This is a genomic window from Aeromonas sp. QDB14 (assembly GCF_027707845.1).
In the GTDB taxonomy this organism is placed as follows: domain Bacteria; phylum Pseudomonadota; class Gammaproteobacteria; order Enterobacterales; family Aeromonadaceae; genus Aeromonas; species Aeromonas caviae.
Map to the genome: position 1 here is coordinate 37,869 of NZ_JAPCJD010000002.1, position 16,164 is coordinate 54,032.

The 16,164-nt window shown below is 58.6% G+C and carries 14 protein-coding genes; 10 read left to right on the plus strand and 4 right to left on the minus strand.

The genetic code is table 11. The annotated features are described in order from the left end of the window. The first annotated feature begins 113 nt into the window (after nt 1–113). The 3 genes from PG887_RS01015 to ptsG all read left to right on the plus strand — a co-directional run bounded on the left by PG887_RS01015 (nt 114) and on the right by ptsG (nt 4,306). Nucleotides 114–1,388 carry a maltoporin gene (locus PG887_RS01015; protein WP_103244426.1) on the plus strand — a complete coding sequence of 425 codons (1,275 nt, stop codon included), beginning with the start codon at nt 114–116 and terminating at the stop codon, nt 1,386–1,388. 182 nt (nt 1,389–1,570) lie between these two features. Then, nucleotides 1,571–2,440 carry a MalM family protein gene (locus PG887_RS01020; RefSeq protein WP_233759714.1) on the plus strand — a complete coding sequence of 290 codons (870 nt, stop codon included), beginning with the start codon at nt 1,571–1,573 and terminating at the stop codon, nt 2,438–2,440. 432 nt (nt 2,441–2,872) lie between these two features. Then, nucleotides 2,873–4,306, plus strand: a complete 1,434-nt coding sequence (gene ptsG / locus PG887_RS01025; protein ID WP_104454583.1) for a PTS glucose transporter subunit IIBC — start codon at nt 2,873–2,875, stop codon at nt 4,304–4,306. Between the two features lie 163 nt (nt 4,307–4,469). Here ptsG and PG887_RS01030 read toward each other — a convergent pair whose 3' ends face one another. The 4 genes from PG887_RS01030 to map all read right to left on the minus strand — a co-directional run bounded on the left by PG887_RS01030 (nt 4,470) and on the right by map (nt 9,629). Then, the gene (locus PG887_RS01030; RefSeq protein ID WP_039039426.1) at nt 4,470–4,853 is read right to left on the minus strand and encodes a DUF3461 family protein; all 384 of its coding nucleotides are present in this window, start codon (nt 4,851–4,853) and stop codon (nt 4,470–4,472) included. Nucleotides 4,854–5,127: 274 nt separating this feature from the next. Next, the gene (dapD, locus tag PG887_RS01035; protein ID WP_104454582.1) at nt 5,128–5,955 is read right to left on the minus strand and encodes a 2,3,4,5-tetrahydropyridine-2,6-dicarboxylate N-succinyltransferase; all 828 of its coding nucleotides are present in this window, start codon (nt 5,953–5,955) and stop codon (nt 5,128–5,130) included. A 178-nt stretch (nt 5,956–6,133) separates the two neighbouring features. Next, nucleotides 6,134–8,776 (minus strand): bifunctional uridylyltransferase/uridylyl-removing protein GlnD, encoded by a 2,643-nt coding sequence (glnD, locus tag PG887_RS01040; protein ID WP_010673401.1) that lies wholly within the window; start codon nt 8,774–8,776, stop codon nt 6,134–6,136. 64 nt (nt 8,777–8,840) lie between these two features. After that, the gene (gene map, locus PG887_RS01045; protein WP_270821021.1) at nt 8,841–9,629 is read right to left on the minus strand and encodes a type I methionyl aminopeptidase; all 789 of its coding nucleotides are present in this window, start codon (nt 9,627–9,629) and stop codon (nt 8,841–8,843) included. Between the two features lie 358 nt (nt 9,630–9,987). On the opposite strand from map, the gene rpsB reads away from it, so the two are divergent. The 7 genes from rpsB to ispC all read left to right on the plus strand — a co-directional run bounded on the left by rpsB (nt 9,988) and on the right by ispC (nt 16,159). After that, a complete protein-coding gene (gene rpsB / locus PG887_RS01050) occupies nt 9,988–10,716 on the plus strand; it encodes a 30S ribosomal protein S2 (protein ID WP_010673403.1) in 729 nt (242 codons plus the stop codon). A gap of 104 nt (nt 10,717–10,820) precedes the next feature. Continuing rightward, on the plus strand, nt 10,821–11,702 hold the full coding sequence (gene tsf, locus PG887_RS01055) for a translation elongation factor Ts (protein ID WP_010673404.1): 882 nt from the start codon (nt 10,821–10,823) through the stop codon (nt 11,700–11,702). Between the two features lie 71 nt (nt 11,703–11,773). Then, complete coding sequence (gene pyrH, locus PG887_RS01060) at nt 11,774–12,508, plus strand: UMP kinase (protein ID WP_010673405.1); 735 nt, start codon at nt 11,774–11,776, stop codon at nt 12,506–12,508. Between the two features lie 95 nt (nt 12,509–12,603). Next, complete coding sequence (gene frr, locus PG887_RS01065) at nt 12,604–13,161, plus strand: ribosome recycling factor (protein WP_010673406.1); 558 nt, start codon at nt 12,604–12,606, stop codon at nt 13,159–13,161. Nucleotides 13,162–13,233: 72 nt separating this feature from the next. Further along, complete coding sequence (gene uppS / locus PG887_RS01070; RefSeq protein ID WP_270821022.1) at nt 13,234–14,010, plus strand: polyprenyl diphosphate synthase; 777 nt, start codon at nt 13,234–13,236, stop codon at nt 14,008–14,010. A 27-nt stretch (nt 14,011–14,037) separates the two neighbouring features. Then, a complete protein-coding gene (locus PG887_RS01075; protein ID WP_270821023.1) occupies nt 14,038–14,895 on the plus strand; it encodes a phosphatidate cytidylyltransferase in 858 nt (285 codons plus the stop codon). Between the two features lie 67 nt (nt 14,896–14,962). Continuing rightward, nucleotides 14,963–16,159, plus strand: coding sequence for a 1-deoxy-D-xylulose-5-phosphate reductoisomerase (gene ispC, locus PG887_RS01080; RefSeq protein ID WP_270821024.1), 1,197 nt, complete (start codon nt 14,963–14,965; stop codon nt 16,157–16,159). Nucleotides 16,160–16,164: the final 5 nt, after the last annotated feature.

The following is a 16,164-nucleotide window of genomic DNA, read 5'->3' on the forward strand; positions in this document are numbered from 1 at the left end:
CAGGGAATTTGGGTACCTATAATCGACCTCGGTTATCACCAAAACGTTTTTCCGGTGATAAGAACTTGAATATCAGGATCACACTCCTCTCAGCGGGAATAAGGAAAATGAAAATGAAAGCAAAGTGGCTCCCGATCGCTGCAGCAGTAACCGCAGCCCTGGCTTCCCAAGCCGCCTTCGCCGTTGATTTCCACGGCTACATGCGTTCCGGTGTCGGTACTTCCGATAACGGCAGCCTGCAAACCTATTCCAAGGCGAAAGTCGGTCGTCTGGGCAATGAAGCCGAGACCTACGGCGAAGTCCAGCTAGGTCAAGAGGCTTACAACAAGGACGGCAAGTCTTTCTACGTAGACTCCATGTTTGCAATGGTTTCTGGTCAGCAAGGTCGCGACTGGGAAAGCACTAGCGGTAGTGATGCCGACTTTGCCCTGCGCCAATTCAACGTCCAGGCCAAAGGCGTGCTGGGCTTCGCGCCGGAAGCCACTCTGTGGGCCGGTAAGCGTTACTATCAACGTCACGACATCCACATCTCCGACTTCTACTACTGGGATGTGTCTGGTGCCGGTGCTGGTGTAGAAAATATCCAGGCTGGTCCGGGCAAGCTCTCTTTTGCATGGCTGCGTAACGACCCGTGGGATGATTACGATCAGTTTGTAGGTGGTGTTGGTGTCGACAAGCGTGTTGATACGGACGTACTGGACCTGCGTTATGCCGGTATCCCGCTGTGGAAAGACGGCTCCCTGGAGCTGGGATATGACTACGCCCGCGGTAACCTGACCGATGAGCAGAAAGCGGCTCTGGGCAGCAAAGATTACGAGAAAAACGGCCACATGCTGACCGCCGAGCTGACCCAATCCATGCTGGGTGGCTTCAACAAGACCGTGGTTCAGTATTTCGCCGACGGTTATGCCGCTCAGGCTGTTGACTACGGTAGCGGTTCTGGCAGCGGCCTGAGCCAATCTGCCGCCAAGGGCGATGGCTGGCGCTTCATCAACTGGGGCGTGCTGCCCGTTGGCGATAAGGTCGAGTTCGGTCATCAGCTGGTTTACGGTACTGCCAGTGATATTGACAATGACAGCGCTGACAAAGACACCTTCTCCGTTGTCGTTCGCCCGATGTACAAGTGGAATGACACCATGAAGACCATCGCCGAGCTTGGCTATCACCATGACAGCTACAAGCCGAACAATGGCACCGAAACCAGCACCATCGGTAAGAAATACACCCTGGCTCAGGCCTGGTCCGCTGGCTCCAGCTTCTGGGCCCGCCCGGAAATCCGCGTATATGCTTCCTACCTGGATTCTGACGGCCAGTTCCGCCCGGATGACAATGGCGTGAAGCAGGACGACTCCTGGAACTTCGGTGTTCAAGCTGAAGCTTGGTGGTAATCTGTTGACGTCATGACTGCAAGTGCCCCCGCATGACGGGGGCTCTTTTTTTACAACACGTTTCTTAGGGTCACGCGATGAGATATTCCAGATTAGCCTTGACTGTATTCTGTTCTGTTGTGCTGGGTGGGTGCGCCACGTTGGAAACGACGGTAGCGCCGACTCAGGAGTTCAAGTCCATCATGGGAAATCGCGACGTTGCGATGAGCCAATTGGCTACGGTTGGCAGCTGCTGTCGCGATGTCTCCAGTCTGCCGTTCCAGGACATACAACCGGGCGCAACTAAGCTTATCCCCATTGATGACAGCTCCCCCGTTTACGCTTTCAGCGAAGGGAAAAGCCACTTTGCCGCCTTCCGGTTGCCGGTCAACTCCGGTGACCTGCGCATCACGGTTGATGGCTTGATCGACAAATCGCTGTTCAACCCGACCGTCTTGATGCTGGATTCCAAATTCAATGTGACCCGCAAGTTGGGCAGCGACGTGTTCAAGTACGAGCCTGCACGCATGCTGCAAGGGGATCGCATGGAAGCCGTGTTTACCGTGGATCGCTCCTATGTTGGTAACCCCAATAACGAAAGTTACATGGTGATCTACACAGACCAGAGCGGTCTGGACAAAACAACCACCATCCTTAGCCCTTCCAAGCTGATGACCAAGTCGCTGGGGGTGGTTGATTATGGTGAAAAAGACCCCGTCATTCCGCACTCCCCCTGGGGCGTGGTCAGCCTCTCTGTGGAGGACTTGAGTGGTGTCAAAACCGAGAGCAACTATTACAAGCCTGTCTATCAGGATGTGATTGATGCCAACACCCCGGTAGTCAACACGGCACCAAACAAGCTTGTCGTGCCCCTGGCGACCGCCGGCGCAGTCAAGAGCAGTGCCCCCATGCTGAGCGAAACCGAGGCCTTCTATCAATCCCAGATCGAAAAAGCGGTGAAAGCCGGTGATATCGACAAGGCGATGCAACTGGTCAGCGAGGCGGAGCGGGCCGGTTCGACCAAGGCGAAATCGATCTTTATTGATGCGGTGAAGCGTTCCCAAAAGGGCTGAATATTGCCCGGTCTTTAAAATATAATATTTATTTGAGGCCTCCCTTGTTGGAGGCCTTTTTAATCGGTAGACTAAAATAGAAAAAACAGCAAATGGTTACATTAAGTTACAGTGTGTTTCGTTGGGTATTGGTTTGATTGGCTAAAATACAATGCGAAACAGCACTTTTCATATTTATGGTTTAGCATGAAGATGCCGAAATATATCCGTAATTAGCCGAAAATTCCCGCCGAAATTATCTTGTGATCTCCCCTCCAAATTTTTTATTCGCTTACCCCTGATGGAAGATATTTGCGATCTGCTGGGTTATATTCAGCTGGTCAAAATAAACAAACCCGCGTCGAATTCATGCCGATGAGAGATGATGTTGATGATCGTCTATAAATTGGACTGAAGCGTCTACGGTAAGACATTCCATTCAGGAGCGCACACATGTTAAAAAATGCTTTCTCTAATCTGCAAAAGGTCGGTAAGGCGCTGATGCTGCCCGTATCGGTCTTGCCCGTTGCAGGTATTCTGCTGGGGGTGGGTGCTGCCCACTTCAGCTGGTTGCCGGAAATCGTCTCCCAACTGATGGAGCAGGCCGGTGGTTCCGTATTTGGTCAGATGGCCCTGCTGTTCGCCGTGGGCGTCGCCCTTGGCTTCACCAATAACGACGGTGTTTCCGGCCTGTCCGCCATCGTCGGCTACGGCATCATGACTGCCACCCTGACTGTGATGGCGCCTGTGATGGGTGTCGAGAAGATCGATACCGGTGTGCTGGGTGGTATCCTCGCCGGTGGCGTGGCTGCCTGGGCGTTCAACCGCTTCTACAAGATCCAGCTGCCAGAGTACCTCGGCTTCTTCGCTGGCAAGCGCGCCGTGCCCATCATCACCGGTTTTGTTTCCATCGGTCTGGGTGTCGTGCTCTCCTTCATCTGGCCGCCTATTGGTGGTGCCATCGGTGCCTTCTCCGACTGGGCTGCCAACCAGAACCCGGTCCTGGCCTTCGGCATCTACGGCGTGGTTGAGCGCTCCCTGATCCCGTTCGGTCTGCACCACATCTGGAACGTGCCGTTCTTCTATCAGGCTGGTACCTGCGTCAACGCCGCCGGTGAAACCGTACACGGCATCATGACCTGCTTCCTGACTGCTGATGACGCTTCCCGTGCTGCCGGTAACGGCTTCGGTCAACTGGCGGGTGGCTACCTGTTCAAGATGTTTGGTCTGCCTGCTGCCGCGTTTGCCATTGCGCACTCCGCCAAGCCGGAAAACCGCGCCAAGATCGTAGGTATCATGGCTTCTGCTGCCCTGACCTCCTTCCTGACCGGTATCACCGAGCCTATCGAATTCTCCTTCCTGTTCGTGGCCCCGGTACTGTACGCCATCCACGCTCTGCTGGCAGGTCTGGCCTATGTCCTGACCAACATGCTGGGTGTCGTTCACGGTCACACCTTCTCCAACGGCTTCATCGACTTCGTGGTGCAATCTCCGCGTGCCGACAACATGCTGCTGCTGGTGGGTCTGGGTCTGGTCTACGCGGTCATCTACTACGTGGTCTTCACCGTGGTTATCCGTGCCATGAACCTGAAAACCCCGGGTCGTGAAGACGAAGCTGCCCAAGAGTCCTCTGCCGGTCAAAGCAAGGACGAGATGTCTGCTGCACTGGTCTCCGCCTTCGGTGGCAAAGAGAACATCGCCTCTCTGGACGCCTGCATCACCCGTCTGCGTGTCGGTGTGAAGGATGTGGCCAAGGTTGACCAGGCTGGTCTGAAGAAGCTGGGTGCCGCCGGTGTGGTGTTGGCGGGTTCCGGTGTACAAGCCATCTTCGGCACCAAGTCCGACAACCTGAAAACTGAAATGGACATCTGGATGAAGAGCAACTGATTGTCGCTCCGATATCCGAGTTCCGAAAAGGGAGGCGCAAGCCTCCCTTTTTGCTGGGTTGCGTTTGGTGGCGGGACATGTGCGGGGGCTTTCCTGGCGGCGCCAGCATGGTGTGACCCAATGAAAAAGGCGCCCCTGGGCGCCTTTGCTGCATCAGACCGGCTTAAAGCTTTTCGAGATCCCGTTCTATCTCGCTGATCTTGTTCTGCACCACTTTTTCCAGATGACGCAAGTCGCGCAGTATTTTCTGCTTGATGTCCGGATCGGCGGAAGGCTGGCCGCCCTGGGTCAGATTGTCCAGCTCATCCACCACGTATTTGAGGTTGGCGTTGATCTCGGTGACATCTTTGTACTCATGGGTCCCCGAGTCGACCAGCATGGTCTTGCGCTGGCGGGGGTATTTGAATTTGACGCTCTTGGCGAAGAATTCACCCTTCTGCTTCTTGAAATAGATCTTGAGGATGTCGTGGTTGGCTTCCTGGCGCAGGGTGTAGCTGTCCACCGAGGTGGGTTCCTGGATCCCCAGGCTCTTGAGATTCTCGTACATCGGGCTTCCTTGGTTTGAAACGATCCTGACCCCTCTATCTTACCCGAGTCCGGACGCCTTGCCTGTGACAGGCGCGCCAAATTCAAATTGGTGTCAAAAAGGTCTTCTTTAATCAATGAGCCAAGGGGAGGGGTGAACGCCTTGCCAGCACTGCCATAAGCGGTATCGTCTCATGGGGGTGTGCAGTGCTGGTGGGGCAGGGGAGTTGGCGTCCACCCATGAGAGCGGGCATGAAAAAGGGCACCAGAGGTGCCCTTGATGACATCGGCGTGGATTACTCGTCGATGGAGCGCAGCAGGGCGTTGATGCCGACCTTGGCGCGGGTCTTGGCATCCACCTTCTTGACGATGACGGCGGCGTAGAGGCTGTACTTGCCGCACTTGGAGGGCAGGGAGCCGGAAACGACCACGGAGCCGGCCGGGACGCGGCCGTAGTGGATTTCACCGGTTTCGCGGTCATAGATGCGGGTGGACTGGCCGATGAAGACCCCCATGGAGATGACGGAGCCCTCCTCGACGATCACCCCTTCAACCACCTCGGAACGGGCACCGATGAAGCAGTTGTCTTCGATGATGGTCGGGTTGGCCTGCAGTGGCTCCAGTACGCCGCCGATGCCGACGCCGCCGGAGAGGTGCACATTCTTGCCGATCTGGGCGCAGGAGCCCACGGTGGCCCAGGTGTCGACCATGGTGCCTTCATCGACGAAGGCGCCGATGTTGACGTAGGAGGGCATCAGCACGGTGTTCGGGGCGATGAAGGAGCCTTTGCGCGCGGTCGCGGGCGGCACGACGCGTACACCGGCAGCCTTGAACTGCTCTTCGGTGTAGTTGGAGAACTTCAGGGGAACCTTGTCGTAGTACTGGGCATCGTCGCCCTTGATGATGCCGTTGTCGTTGATGCGGAAGGAGAGCAGCACGGCCTTCTTCAGCCACTGGTGGACGACCCACTCGCCGGCAATCTTCTCGGCAACCCGGGCTTTGCCGGAGTCCAGCAGGTCGATGGCTTCCAGAATGGCGGCCTTGGTGGTGGCATCGACGGAGCCGGGGGTGATGGAGTCACGGCGCTCGAAGGCCGCTTCGATGGTCTGTTGCAACTGGGTCATGACAGGTTTCCTTTATAAAATTCTGTTTGTTGTATCACACTTTTCCAATCGTTTTTAAGGGCTCTCGCCGATTTCTTCAGAATTAGGGCGATTTATTGTACTTGAGTGGTCCAACCATTTGTTCTGATTGAGGAATCAATACGTCAAAAAGCCTCTTTCGAGGCTTCATCCGAGCGTGTCAGGCGCTCTCGCCAAGCGGTTCCTGGGGGTTGAGCTGATTGACCAGCCTCTCCTCGAGGGCTTGCTGCTCCTCCGGGTTCAGCGGCTCTCCGGCCAGGGTGGTGAGGCTGAAGAAGTCCTCCACCCGCTCACCGATGGTGGTGATCTTGGCGGCATGGAGGGAGAGGCCGCACTGCTGGAACACGGCACCGATACGGGCCAATAGGCCCGGAGTGTCCAGGGCCGTCAGCTCCAGCAGGGTGTGGCGGTTTTCCCCCTTGTGGGGCAGGAAGACCACCCTGGTCGGCACGCTGAACTGGCGGTGGCGTCTGGACAGGGGCTTGCTGCGCAGCACCAGCTTGCCCGGCTCCTGAAGGGCTTTCTCCAGCGCCTTCTTGATGGTGGCGGTACGGTTGGGGCTGATGGGCTCGCCGTTCGGTTCCAGCACGATGAAGGTGTCGAGCACGTAGTCGTTGCGCGAATTCATGATCTGGGCGTCGTGGATGCTGAGGTTCTTCTGATCCAGTGCCGAAGCCACGGTGGCAAAGAGGTTGGGGGTATCGCGGCAATAGATGAACACCTCGCTACCGCCCCGTATGGGATGCTTGCCGATGAGCACCAGGGGGGCCGGGTTGTCACCGTGGGCGATGATCTTGCGGCAGTGCCAGGCGATCTGCTCCGGGCTGTGGCGCAGGAAGTAATCGGCCTTGAAGTCGTTCCAGAGGGCGGTGACCGCCTCCTGTGGCACCTCGCGCTGGGTCAGGATCTGCCTGGCCTGGCGCTGGTTTTCACGGATCTTGAGGCGCATGTCCGGCGGGTTTTCCAACCCCTGGCGCAGGGCCTTTTGGGTGGCGAAGTAGAGTTCGCGCAGCAGGGTGCCCTTCCAGTCGTTCCACAGACTGTCGTTGGTGGCACAGATGTCGGCCACGGTCAGGCAATAGAGCAGGTCGAGGTGCAATTCATCCCGCACCTTCTGGGCGAAGTCGGTGACCACGTCCGGGTCGTAGATGTCGCGGCGCTGGGCGGTGACCGACATCAGCAGATGGTGGCGCACCAGCCAGGCGACCAGTCGGCTCTCGTAGCGATCCAGCCCGTGCAACTGGCAGAACTCCAGCGCATCCACGGCCCCGAGTTCGGAATGATCGCCACGCCTGCCCTTGGCGATGTCGTGGAAGAGGGCGGCGATGCTGAGCAGCTCGGGCTTGCGCAACTGGGTGAACACCTCGTGGCAGAGCGGGTGAGTCTGGCGGCTGGCTGGATTCGGGAAGCGATGGATGTTCTGCAGCAGCCGATGGGTGTGCTCGTCCACCGTGTAGGCGTGGAACATGTCGAACTGCATCTGGCCGACGATGAGGTTCCACTGGGGCAGGTAGGCCGCGAGGATCCCGTACTTGTGCATCAGGGTGAGCGGCTGGCCGATGCCGTTGGGGTGGCGCAGGAGCGCCATGAAGAGACGGCGGCACTCGGGTAGATCTTGCAGCCAGCAGTTGAGGGTGCGTCTGGCCTCGCGCAACTGGCGCAAGGTGGCGGAGTGGATGCCGGCAATCTCCGGGTGCTGGGCTATCTGGTAGAAGAGTCGCAGGATGGCGGCAGGATCCCGGCCGAACAGCTCGGAGTCCACCGCATCGATGAGGCGGCCGCGCAGCTGGAATTCGTCGCTGATGCGGCGCACGTCCATGGCGGTGTTGCCAAGAATGGCCTCGTCAAAGAGTTGCAGCAGCATCTCGTTGAGCTCGGCCACCCGTCGCACCGTCTGGTAGAAGCGCTTCATCATCTGCTCGACCGGGCCGTTTCCTTCCCCCTCGAACCCCAGCATCTGGGCCACGGTGCGCTGGCGGTCGAACAAGAGGCGGTTGTCCCCCTTGTTGATGGCCATGTGCAGGGCGAAGCGCACCTTCCACAGGAAATTCTGACAGTCGAGCAGCTCCCGGTACTCGGCCCGGTTGAGAAAACCGTGGCTGGTCATCTCGAACAGGGTGGTGGCGCCGAAGTGGCGGCGGGCGACCCAGGCCAGGGTCTGGATGTCGCGAAGGCCCCCGGGATTGTTCTTGAGATCCGGCTCCAGCTTGTAGGCGGTGCCGAGAAACTGCTGGTGTCGCAGAGCCTGCTCTTCGCGTTTGGCACGAAAGAAGGCTTCGCTCGGCCAGAAGTGCTGGGGCTGGGTGGCAGCCTGCAACTGCTCGAATCCCGCCAAGCGACCCGTGATGTAACGGGCCTCGATGAGGTTGGTGGCAACCGTGATGTCGTTGCGACCCTGCTCGATGCACTCGGCCACGTTGCGCACCGACTGCCCCACTTCCAGCTTGAGATCCCACAAGAGGGTGATGAACTCGCCGATGCGAAGCCCCAGCACCTCGTCCAGTTCATCTCCTTCGTAGAGGATCAGCAGGTCGATATCGGAGTGGGGATGGAGTTCGCCGCGGCCATAGCCGCCTACCGCGATCAGGGTGAGCTCGGTCCTGTCGAAGCCGAACTTGTGCCAGAGCCTGGTCAGCAGCGCGTCCATGTATTCGGAGCGGGTGGCCACCAGTTCGATGATGTTGTCACCGGCGTCGAAGCGCTCATGCAGCCAGGCGAGAAAGCGGCTCAGATACTCCTTGCAGTTGTCACGGGTGAGCTGATCGTCTGGGAGCAGATGGGGAGAAAGCAGGCTGGCATCCATGGCATGTCACACTCTCGGTCGGGCCGGGTAAAGAGCAACCCCGGCGCGCGGCCGGGGTTGAATGTCAAACGTGGTGGATAAAACGCTCGATAGTGTCGTCGGGGCGCAGGGTCAGGACCTCGCAGCCATCCTCGGTCACCAGCAGGGTGTGCTCCCATTGGGCGGAGTCGCCGCCGTCCTTGGTGGTCACGGTCCAGCCATCCTTCGGATTGACCTTGCAGTGGTACTTCTTGCTGTTGACCATGGGCTCGATGGTGAAGCACATGCCCGCTTTCAGCTCCAGCTTGCCGCCGTTGCGGTAGTGGAGGATCTGCGGCTCTTCGTGGAACTCGGCACCGATGCCATGGCCGCAGTAGTCGCGTACCACGGAGAAGCCGGCCTGCTCGACGATGGGCTGGATGACGGCGCCGATCTCGGTGATGCACATGCCCGGGCGCACCCGCTTGATGGCGGCATAGAGGCTATCCTGGGCCACCTTGCAGAGCTGGCGGCGCAGGGGGGTGGTCTGGCCCACGATGAACATGGCGGAGGTATCGCCGTGATAGCCATCCTTGATGACGGTGATGTCCAGATTGATGATGTCCCCTTCCCGCAGCTTCTTGTGGTTCGGGATGCCATGGCAGATGACATCGTTCACCGAAGTACAGATGGACTTGGGGAAGCCGTGGTAATTGAGCGGCGCGGGGGTGGCCTGCTGCACGTCGACGATGTAGTCGTGGCAGAGGGTATTCAGTTCGTCTGTGGTGACGCCCGCCTTGACGTGGGGGGCGATCATGACCAGCACGTCGGCGGCCAGCTGGCCGGCGACACGCATTTTTTCAATCTCTTCCGGTGTCTTGATTTTAATGGACATGGGATCTCTCTTGGGGCCTGATTGCGCATCCTGCCGATGCCCAACAACCAGGTAATGAAAAATAGATGCGTTTGCAATCAGGGCGAAATTTTATCCCCAACCCCCGTTTACTTCCAGTGTGATCGTCATCGCAACGTCATCAGGCGGTCGCACCATGGTCCGGGATCCATTTTTAGCACCCGGGCTGGTGGTGTCATGACCAAAGTTATGGTATAAAGCGCGCCGGAATGGGGAACTCGTGTCCTCATACCATCACCCTTACTCAACAACACACACACATCGACACATATGCCGGGGTGCCTTAACGGGTCGGTTATATGGGATGTGTGGAGGCCTAACCCCAATACAGAGGTATAAAATGGCTAAAGTTTCTATGCGCGACATGCTGCAAGCCGGCGTTCACTTCGGTCACCAGACTCGTTACTGGAACCCGAAAATGAAGTCCTACATCTTCGGCGCCCGCAGCAAAGTTCACATCATCAACCTGGAAAAAACCGTTCCGATGTTTGACGATGCCATGAACTTCATCAGCTCCGTAGCTGCCAAGAAAGGCAAGGTACTGTTCGTAGGTACCAAGCGTGCCGCGTCTGAAGCCGTCAAAGAAGCCGCTGAGCGTTGCGACCAGTTCTATGTTAACCACCGCTGGCTGGGCGGCATGCTGACCAACTGGAAAACTGTTCGTCAGTCCATCAAGCGCCTGAAAGATCTGGAAACCCAGAGCGAAGACGGTACCTTCGACAAGCTGACCAAGAAAGAGGCGCTGATGCGTACTCGCGAAATGGAAAAGCTGGAGAAGAGCCTGGGTGGTATCAAGAACATGGGCGGCCTGCCTGACGTTCTGTTCGTTGTCGATGCTGACCACGAGCACATCGCTATCAAAGAAGCCAACAACCTGGGTATCCCGGTAGTTTCCATCGTTGATACCAACTCCAACCCGGACGGCGTTGACTATGTCATCCCGGGTAACGACGACGCTATCCGTGCCGTACAGCTGTACCTGAACGCTGCTGCTGACACCGTTCTGGAAGCCCGCGAGCAGGACATCGTTGTTCAAGCCGAACAAGATGGCTTCGTTGAAGCTGAGTAATTGATAAGGACTGAAAAGCCCTTATTAACCAAGCTGATGTAATTGGTTAGCAGGGGCCCTTGTGGCCCCTGTTTCTTGTCAATTCAAGACCGAGGATACTGGACATGGCAAACATTTCTGCCGCCCTGGTAAAAGAACTGCGCGAGCGCACCGCCGCTGGCATGATGGATTGCAAAAAAGCGCTGGAAGAAGCCAACGGTGATATCGAGCTGGCTATCGAGAACATGCGTAAATCCGGTCAGGCCAAGGCCGCCAAGAAAGCTGGCCGTATCGCCGCTGAAGGTGTGATCTTCGCCCGTACCGAAGGCAACGTTGCCGTCATGATCGAGCTGAACTGCGAGACTGACTTCGTTTCCAAGGATGCCGGTTTCCTGGCCATGGGTCAGAAGATCGTCGAGATCGCTGCTACCCAGAAAATCGCTGACGTTGACGCGCTGAAAGCCGCCGACTTCGGCAACGGCGAGTCCGTCGAGCTGACCATCACCAACCTGATCGCCAAGATCGGTGAGAACATGAACCTGCGTCGCGTGATGCTGGTTGAAGGTGACAACCTGGGCACCTACGTTCACGGCTCCCGCATCGGTGTTATCACCAAGCTGGTTGGCGGTACCGACGAGCTGGCCAAAGATCTGGCCATGCACGTTGCTGCCAACAGCCCGCAATTCGTCAAACCGGAAGACGTGTCTGCCGAAGTCGTTGCCAAAGAGCGCGAAATCCAGATCGACATCGCCATCAACTCCGGCAAGCCGAAAGAGATCGCCGAGAAGATGGTTGAAGGCCGCATGAAGAAGTTCACCGGTGAGGTTTCCCTGACTGGTCAACCGTTCGTGAAAGATCCTTCCATGACCGTTGCCGAGCTGCTGAAGAAAGAAGGCGCTGACGTTGTTTCCTTCACCCGTTTCGAAGTGGGCGAAGGCATCGAGAAGCAAGAGACCGACTTCGCTGCTGAAGTAGCAGCCCAGATCGCGGCCGCTCAGAAGGCCTAATCGAACCGGTTTTTCCGTTTCCCCAGACCGCGACTTATGTCGCGGTCTTTATATGACCAGGAATCAGTGACATGAGTACCAATCCCAAGCCTGCATACAGACGTGTTCTTCTGAAGTTGAGTGGTGAAGCCCTGCAAGGATCCGAGGGTTTCGGCATTGATCCGGCGGTGCTGGAACGGATGGCCCAAGAGATCAAAGAGCTGGTTGAGCTGGGTGTTCAGGTCGGTCTGGTCATCGGTGGCGGCAACCTGTTCCGTGGTGCCGGCCTTGCCAAGGCAGGCATGAATCGCGTGGTGGGTGACCACATGGGCATGCTGGCGACCGTCATGAACGGCCTGGCCATGCGTGATGCCCTGCATCGTGCTTATGTGAATGCCCGCCTGATGTCGGCCATCTCCCTGCAAGGGGTCTGCGACTCCTACAGCTGGGCCGAAGCCATCAGCCAGCTGCGCGCCGGCAAGGTGGTGATCTTCTCTGCCGGTACCGGCAACCCCTTCTTTACCACCGACTCGGCAGCCTGCCTGCGCGGTATCGAGATCGAAGCTGACGTCGTGCTGAAAGCCACCAAGGTCGATGGCGTGTTCACCGATGACCCGGTCAAGAACCCGGATGCCGTGCTCTATCAGGAACTGAGTTATGATGAAGTTCTTGAAAAAGAACTCAAAGTGATGGATCTTGCTGCTTTTACCCTGGCCCGCGACCACGATCTGCCGATCCGGGTGTTCAACATGAACAAACCGGGCGCGCTGCGCCGCGTGATCATGGGTGAGCCGGAAGGTACCCTGATCCACCAGGCCAGCAAGTAAGGCAAGTGTGAGCCCCAGGCTCGCTTGTCCATTACGCCAGTCAACAAGATAGATACGAGCCGCCCGTCGGCTCGTTCGCCAAAAGGAAAACCACTGTGATCAACGAGATTAAAAACGACGCCAAGGACCGCATGGGCAAAAGCGTAGAGTCGCTGAAGACCCAGATGTCCAAGATCCGTACCGGCCGTGCTCACCCGAGCCTGCTTGACGGCATCCAGGTGGAGTATTACGGTGCTGCCACTCCTCTGAAGCAGTTGGCCAACGTGGTGGCAGAAGATGCCCGTACTCTCTCCATCTCCATCTTCGATCGCTCCATGATCCAGGCGGTGGAAAAAGCCATCCTGACCTCCGATCTGGGCCTGAACCCGTCCAGCAACGGCCAGACTCTGCGCGTGCCGCTGCCGCCGCTGACCGAAGAGCGTCGCCGTGATCTGACCAAGATCGTCCGTGCCGAAGCCGAAGGTGCCCGGGTTGCCATTCGCAACATCCGTCGCGATGCCAACGCCGACCTGAAAGCCCTGCTGAAAGAGAAAGAGATCTCCGAAGACGACGACCGTCGCGCCCAGGAAGAGATCCAGAAGCTGACCGATACCTTCATCAAGCTGGTGGATGACGCCCTGGTTGTGAAGGAAAAGGAGCTAATGGAAATCTAAGCCTCCGACAGGTATATTACGAGCGCCGTGTAGTGCCCCTGCACGGCGCTTTTGTCTTTGTGGGAGAAATGAATGTCGCTTTTGGCAGCGCTAGGCGATAGCGCCAGCTCGTCCTTGCCCCGTCACGTCGCCATCATCATGGATGGCAATGGTCGCTGGGCCCAGAACCGCGGCAAGATGCGGGTTTCCGGGCACAAGGCGGGCGTGAAATCCGTGCGTGAGGCCGTGGCCTTTGCCGCCCGTGCCAAGATGGAGGCGCTGACCCTGTTTGCGTTTTCCAGCGAGAACTGGCGCCGTCCGGAAGGGGAAGTCAACGCCCTGATGGAATTGTTCATGACGGTGCTGGGTCGCGAGGTGAGCAAGTTGCACAGCAACGGCATTCGCCTTCGGGTGATTGGCGACACTGTCCGCTTCAGCGAGCGGCTGCAGGCCAAAATCGCCAAGGCCGAGGCCCTGACCGCCAACAATCAGGGATTGACCCTCAATATCGCCGCCAACTATGGCGGTCAGTGGGACATCGCCCAGGCGGCCCGGACCCTGGCACGGGCCGTGGCGGCGGGTGAACTCGATGCCGAGGCGGTCGATGAGGCGGCATTGGGTCGTCATGTCTGCATGGCTGATCTGCCCCCCGTGGATCTGTTGATCCGCACTGGCGGGGATCATCGCATCAGCAACTTTGTCCTGTGGCAGCTCGCCTATGCCGAACTCTATTTTACCCCGGTCCTGTGGCCCGATTTTGACGAGGCCGAGTTCAGTGGGGCAGTTGCCTCCTTCGTTGCTCGCGAGCGTCGCTTCGGGTGTACGGGTGAACAGATCCGGGAATTGATCGCCGCGCAACAGACCGGCTAAACCCCGCTCCCAAGAGAGAGGTTTCTTTTGCTAAAACAACGAATTATTACCGCATTACTGTTAGTGCCCCTGGTGTTGGGGGCGCTGTTTTTCCTGCCATTGAAATTCTTTGCCCTGCTCGCCGCCCTGGTCTTTCTGCTGGCCAGCCGCGAGTGGAGCGCCTTCGTGACCGCCCAGCCGCAGCAATGGCTGTCGGTGGTGTTCTGTCTGCTGCTGGGGGCCAGCCTGTTCTGGGTGCCGGTAGAGCAGCTCTGGATCCCTCAACTGCACCCACTGGTGATGGGCGTGCTCTGGACCGCGGTCAGCTGGTGGCTGCTGGGGCTGCTGCTGGTGCTGCGCTACCCGCAGAGCGCCAAGTTGTGGCGTGAATCCATCTGGCTCAAATCCCTGTTCGGTCTGGTGACCCTGGTTCCCTTCTTCTGGTCCCTGGTGGCCATTCGCGGCTACAACTTCTACCACGACCCCATGATGGGGGCCTGGATCCTGCTGTTCGTGATGGGGCTGGTCTGGGCGGCAGATTCTGGCGCGTATTTTTTCGGCAAGGCGTTCGGCAAACACAAGCTGGCGCCGGCCGTGAGCCCGGGTAAAACCATCGAAGGCATGCTGGGTGGCCTCTTTACCGCCAGCCTGCTGGCCATCGGCGTGACCTGGTTCATGGGCTTCGTGCCTGCCAAGATGGGCACCGTGCTGCTCTGTTCCCTCCTGGCGGTGCTGGCCTCCGTGCTCGGCGATCTGGCCGAGAGCATGTTCAAGCGGGAAGCCGGCATCAAGGATTCCGGCACCCTGTTGCCGGGCCATGGGGGCATTCTCGATCGCATCGACAGCCTGACGGCGGCGCTGCCCGTCTTCCTGCTCAGCTACCTGTTGCTCGGTCCGGAGTTTTGATGTTTCGCGCACTGATGATCCCGGGAGCGTCCCGCTCCATCAGTCTGTTACCCAATCAGGAGTCTTGATGCAAAACCTGGTGATCCTGGGAGCGTCAGGCTCCATCGGTCAGAGCACCATCAAGGTACTGCGCCACAACCCCGGGCGCTGGCAGGTGCTGGCGCTGACCGCTGCCCGCAGCGTGGACGCCATGCTGCGCGACTGTCTCGAATTCTCCCCCCGGTTCGCCGTCATGGTGGACGAAGGCGCCGCCAGCGAGCTGGCGGGTCGGCTCAAGGCCCACGGCAGCACCACCCGGGTGTTGTCCGGTCAGGCAGCCCTGTGCGACGTGGCTGCTCACCCCGATGCCCACAGCGTGATGGCGGCCATTGTCGGTGCGGCGGGTCTGGCACCCACCATGGCTGCCGTGCGCGCCGGCAAGCGCATTCTGCTGGCCAACAAGGAAGCGCTGGTGATGTCCGGCGCCTTCTTCATGGAGGCGGTGCGCGAGCACGGTGCCGAGCTGCTGCCCATCGACAGCGAACACAACGCCATCTTCCAATGCCTGCCGGTCGACGTGCAGCGCCAGCCCGGTTTCTGCGATCTGGCCGGGGCGGGGATCAGCAAGATCCTGCTGACCGGCTCCGGCGGACCTTTCCGCTATGCCGATGTGGGTGAACTGCACCATGTCACCCCGGCGCAAGCCATTGCCCATCCCAACTGGTCCATGGGGGCCAAGATCTCGGTGGACTCCGCCACCATGATGAACAAGGGGCTGGAGTACATCGAGGCGCGCTGGCTGTTCAATGCGGCCCCCGAGCAGATCCAGGTGGTGATCCACCCCCAGTCCGTCATTCACTCCATGGTGCAGTACAAGGATGGCTCCGTGCTGGCCCAGCTCGGCAACCCGGACATGTGTACTCCCATTGCCCACGCTCTGGCCTATCCGGAACGGATCGAGTCCGGTGTGGAACCTTTGGATTTCTTCAGTGTCGGAGAGTTCAGCTTTATCCGGCCCGACTATGAGCGCTATCCCTGTCTGGCGCTGGCCATGAGGGCGTGCCAGCAGGGGCAGGGGGCGACCACCTCCCTCAATGCCGCCAACGAGGAGGCCGTCGCGGCTTTTCTTGCAGAGCGGATCGGATTTATGGATATTGCCAGAGTCAACGAATCCGTCATGGCCGAGCTGGGCAGCAGTGCCGCTGGCTCTCTGGCGGATCTCATCGCCCTGGACGGTACGGCCCGAGCCCGTGCCCAGCAACTGATAAAGGAGCTTGCCGTATGAACGGA